This window comes from Hymenobacter agri (genome assembly GCF_054778495.1).
The window spans coordinates 1-4,523 of the sequence record NZ_BAAGZM010000339.1 but is presented as its reverse complement, the minus strand read 5'-3'; the positions used below and the strand labels follow the sequence as shown (position 1 = coordinate 4,523).

The 4,523-nt window shown below is 61.1% G+C and carries 5 protein-coding genes; 1 reads left to right on the top strand and 4 read right to left on the bottom strand.

Annotation, left to right across the window (positions count from 1 at the left end):
* Positions 1 to 154 precede the first annotated feature (154 nt).
* The 4 genes from rnhA to aroQ all read right to left on the bottom strand — a co-directional run bounded on the left by rnhA (position 155) and on the right by aroQ (position 3,122).
* Complete coding sequence (rnhA, locus tag ACYVDE_RS15195) at positions 155 to 628, bottom strand: ribonuclease H family protein (RefSeq protein ID WP_460502386.1); 474 nt, start codon at positions 626 to 628, stop codon at positions 155 to 157.
* 92 nt (positions 629 to 720) lie between these two features.
* The gene (locus ACYVDE_RS15190) at positions 721 to 1,281 is read right to left on the bottom strand and encodes a MarC family protein (protein ID WP_460502385.1); all 561 of its coding nucleotides are present in this window, start codon (positions 1,279 to 1,281) and stop codon (positions 721 to 723) included.
* A gap of 125 nt (positions 1,282 to 1,406) precedes the next feature.
* On the bottom strand, positions 1,407 to 2,474 hold the full coding sequence (locus ACYVDE_RS15185; protein WP_460502384.1) for an aminotransferase class V-fold PLP-dependent enzyme: 1,068 nt from the start codon (positions 2,472 to 2,474) through the stop codon (positions 1,407 to 1,409).
* 201 nt (positions 2,475 to 2,675) lie between these two features.
* The gene (gene aroQ, locus ACYVDE_RS15180) at positions 2,676 to 3,122 is read right to left on the bottom strand and encodes a type II 3-dehydroquinate dehydratase (protein WP_460502383.1); all 447 of its coding nucleotides are present in this window, start codon (positions 3,120 to 3,122) and stop codon (positions 2,676 to 2,678) included.
* Positions 3,123 to 3,291: 169 nt separating this feature from the next.
* Here aroQ and xerD point away from each other — a divergent pair, with 169 nt between their 5' ends.
* Positions 3,292 to 4,191: a site-specific tyrosine recombinase gene (gene xerD, locus ACYVDE_RS15175; protein WP_460502382.1), complete on the top strand. Its 900-nt coding sequence runs from the start codon at positions 3,292 to 3,294 to the stop codon at positions 4,189 to 4,191.
* Positions 4,192 to 4,523: the final 332 nt, after the last annotated feature.

Below are 4,523 nucleotides of genomic sequence, written 5' to 3'. Positions count from 1 at the left end.
GCCGGTGCCGGTGCCGATGTCGAGCAGGCGGGTGGCGCCGGTGAGGTCGGCGCTGGCGCCCAGCAGGCAGGCGTCGGTGCTCACCTTCATGGCGCAGTCGCCCTGCTCGATGCGGAACTGCTGAAACTGGAAGTAGTCGTTGGGCATGAAATGGCTAAAGCAGTGACTTTGTGGCTTCGATGGACTCATAGCCCTCATCCACTAACAGTCCTTTGCCCAGCGCGCTTTGCACGGCCAGCACGTCGCAACGCTCGTTTTCGGCGTGGCCAGCGTGGCCTTTTATCCAGTGAAAGGTGACCTTGCGCTGCTTATAGATGCGCAGGAAGCGCCGCCACAGGTCCTCGTTGGCCTTTTTGCCGAAATCGGATTTAGCGGCCCAGCCGAAAACCCACTTCTTCTCCACGGCATCGACCACATACTTGGAATCGGATACGACGCGGATGGGCAGCTCGGGGCGCGTCACGGCCTCGAGGCCGACGATGACGGCGAGCAATTCCATGCGGTTGTTGGTGGTGCGGCGGAAGCCCTGGGTAAGCTCCTTCTCGTGCGGGCCGTAGCGCAGAATGGCGCCGTAGCCGCCCGGGCCCGGGTTGCCGCGCGCCGAGCCGTCGGTGAACAGGTGAATCATATTGGTGCTTGGTGCTTGGTGCCTGGTGCTTGGTGCATGGTGCAGATATGTTCAGTAGAACAAGCCAAGCACCAAGTACCAACAACTAAGCACTAAAAATTGGCTTTAAACAGCTTAATGGCGATGGCCAGCAGGATGACGCCGAACACGCGGCGCAGCACGTCTTCGCCGGCTTTGCCGAGTTTGCGCTCAATCCAGGGGCTGGTTTTGAGCACGGCGTACACGAACACGAGGTTGAGCAGGATGCCCACCAGGATGTTGGGCAGGGTGTAGGCCGCGCGCAGCGAGAGCAGCGTGGTCATGGTGCCGGCCCCCACGATGAGCGGAAACGCCAGTGGCACAATGGAGCCGGTGCTGCCCGACAGGTCGGACTTGAACAGCTCGATTCCCAGTATCATTTCCAACCCGATGAGGAAGATGAGCACCGCGCCGGCCAGCGCAAAACTCTCGTTGTCAACCCCGAACAGGCGCAAAATGCTCTGGCCCAGAAACAGGAAGGCCACCATCAGGCAGCCGGCCACCACCGTGGCCAGCTCGGCCTTGATTTCGCCCTCGCGCTGCCGAATCTGAATGATTATCGGGATGGAACCCACGATGTCAATCACGGCAAAGAGCGTGAGTGTGACGGAGAAGATTTGTTGGAGGTTGAACATGGTGGAGGGGTTGAATGCTGAGGGCTGAATGTTGAGTTGAAGAAGATATTCTGAAGGCGCTTTACTCGGGCAAAGCGGCTGTCATCTGCCAAAAAACTCAACATTCAACCCTCAAAACTCGACCTTTAGTTAGGGTATTCCTTGGCGAAAAACTGCACCAGCGCTTCAAAAGCCGCATCGGGCACGGCCGGGAAATTGGCGATGCGCACAGTGGTGTTTTTCAGCGGGCCGTAGCCGCTGCCTAGCTGCAGGCCGGCTTCCTTGGCTTTGGTTTTGATTTCGTCGATGAGGGCCGCGTCGCCGGCCAGGCCGATGACGGTGGTGCTTCGCGTTTCGGGGTTGTGCACGAAGGGCGCGAGCGGGGTGGCCTGGTCGAAGAAGGCGTAGAGCTTCTCGGCGCGCTCGGCCAGGTGCTGGGCCACGGCTTTGATGGGCTCGCGGTCGGCCAGCACGCGGCTGAGCAGGTAGATGCCCAGCACGTTGGGCGTGTAGTTGGTTTGGTGGTTCAACATCTGGCTCAGCATGGCGGGCAGCGCGTTGTAGTGGGCGCGGTCGTTCACGAGCTTGGCCTGGGCCACGGCGCGGGGCGAGAGTATCATCACGCCCAGGCCGGCGGGTAGGCCGAAGCACTTCTGCACCGAGCCGTACCACACGTCGGCCTTGATGTACTTCAGGTTGAGGCCGGCCAGCGAGCTGGTGGCATCCACAGCCAGCAGGGCCCCGCCGAGGCGGTTGTAGAGGTTCAGGATGAAGCCTTCGCGCAGCTGGGTGGCGGTGCTGGTTTCGTTCTGGGTGATGCAGACGAGGTCGGTATCGTCGGGGGCGAAGGGCAGGCTGGCGATGTCGGGCAGCTCGTCGAGGCCGAACTGCAGGCCCGTGCTGGCCGGCCGGATGGCCTTGGCATACTTGTACCACTTCTCGCCGAAGTCGCCGTTGTAGAGGTGAAACGAGCGGCGCGGCGTGAGGCTCTGGGCCAGAATCTCCCAGCACTCGGTGGCCGAGCCGGTGAACAGGACGGTGTAGTCCTGCGGCACGTTGAGCTTGGCTTTGAGGTCGGTAACGGTCTGGCGTACCAGGGCCGTTACTTTTTCGGAGCGGTGCGGGGCCGAGAGCCAGCCCTCATCGAAAGCATCGGTGAGGTACTGCCGAACGGCGGGATATACGGCCGAAGGCCCGGGATTGAAGGTATACATGGTCGGAACCGCGGCTTGACGCGGATTTATCGGATTGCACGAATTTGCCGGCAGCCTTACGGCTGTGGCAACCTGCCGGCTTCAACGCAGGCGCTGGGGAAAGCGTGTAGCGGGCCGGAAAGTTAGTAGGCACAAAGGTCGCAGACTTCCGCCTACAAAATCCGGGAAATCCGAAAAATCCGCCTCAAACCGTGGGGCCGGCTATACCCGAAACCCGACGCGTTTGGGCTGCTGGTTTAGGAACCACTGCACGGCCAAGCGGTAGCTCTCGAGCCCAAAGCCGCTGATGCTGCCCACGCAGTTGCGCCCCAGCAGGCTTTTCTGGCGGAACTCCTCGCGGGCGTGCAGGTTGCTCAGATGCACCTCCACCACGGGCGCGCTGATGGCGGCCACGGCATCGGCCAAAGCCACGCTGGTGTGGGTGTAGCCGCCGGCATTGAGCACGATGCCGTGGTGGCTGAAGCCGATTTCGTGTAGCTTATCAATCAGCACGCCCTCGTGGTTGCTCTGGAAATGCGTCAGCTTTAGCTGCGGAAAAGCCTCCTGCAGCTCGGGGAAAAAGTCGTCGAACGAGCGGTTGCCGTAGATGCCGGGCTCGCGGCGGCCGAGCAGGTTGAGGTTTGGGCCGTTGAGGATGAGAATGTCCATATCGAAGGGTTTGAAGCCCAAAGAACGGATGTAGAGACGCGACACTTCGCGTCTCTTCGTTGAACGATACCAGAACGACAGCCCACGACATTTCTCGAATGGCGCGAACGATAAGACGCGAAGTGTCGCGTCTCTACATCCGTTCTTTGGGCCATACAATCCTAAACCCATGACCTGGCCCCAAGCCCTCAAACAGTTCGACGGCTACCTGCGCCTCGAAAAGTCGCTCTCGCCCAACTCGGTCGAAGCCTACGTGCGCGACATCGGTAAGCTCCAGCAGTTTCTGATTATCCAGAAACTTCACATCGGCCCCACGCAGGTGAGCACCGAAGTGCTGCGCGAGTTTCTGGCTACGCTGCAGGGGCTGGGCCTGAGCGCCACCTCGCAAGCCCGTACGCTCTCTGGCCTGAAAGCGTTTTTCAGCTTCCTCATCATGGAAGACCTGCTGAAAATCGACCCCACCGACACGCTTGAAGCCCCCAAAACCGGCCGCCACCTGCCCGATACTCTCAGCTACCCCGAAGTAGAGCAACTGCTAGCCGCCATCGACCTGAGCACCGACGAGGGCCTGCGCACCCGCGCCCTGCTCGAAGTGCTGTACTCGTCGGGCCTGCGCGTGAGCGAGCTCTGCGACCTGCGCCTGAGCAACATCTACGCCGACGACGGCTTTATGAAAGTGGTAGGCAAGGGCAACAAGGAGCGTCTCGTGCCCGTTGGCCGCGAAGCCCTCAAGCACCTCAACTTCTACCTCAGCGGCGTGCGCGGCCACCTCGACATCAAGCCCGGCGCCGAAGATTTTGCCTTTCTGAGCCAGCGCGGCCGGCCGCTCTCGCGCATCACCGTCTTCACCACGCTCAAGAAGCTGGCCGAGCAGGCGGGCCTGCGCAAAACCATCAGCCCGCATACCCTGCGCCACTCCTTCGCCACGCACCTCATCGAAGGCGGGGCCGACCTGCGCGCCGTGCAGGAGATGCTGGGCCACGCCAGCATTACGACTACCGAAATCTACACCCACCTCGACCGCGACTTTCTGCGGCAGGTCATTACCGAGTATCATCCGCGCAGCTAGGGTGGGGGAGAAGGGTGTGGAGGTAAGAGGAGTGGAAGGGAGGGAATTGGAAGAAATGAAAGAACGTCATGCAGCGCGCGACGAAGCATCTTGCCCGCAGGCAGTAATTCAATCGATTGAGTTGCGTTGCGCAGTAAAGATGCTTCGCCGCGCGCTGCATGACGTTCGATAATCGTTCCCCGCATCCCGCCCCCATTGTGTAAATTTGACCTTTCTGCACCCGTCGAATGGCCGATAATCGTTATAAAAACCCTCCCGCCGGACCCTCGGCCAACCGCCCGAACGAGCCCAGGGCCAACCGCCGCAACGAGCCCCGGGCCAATGGCCCCGCG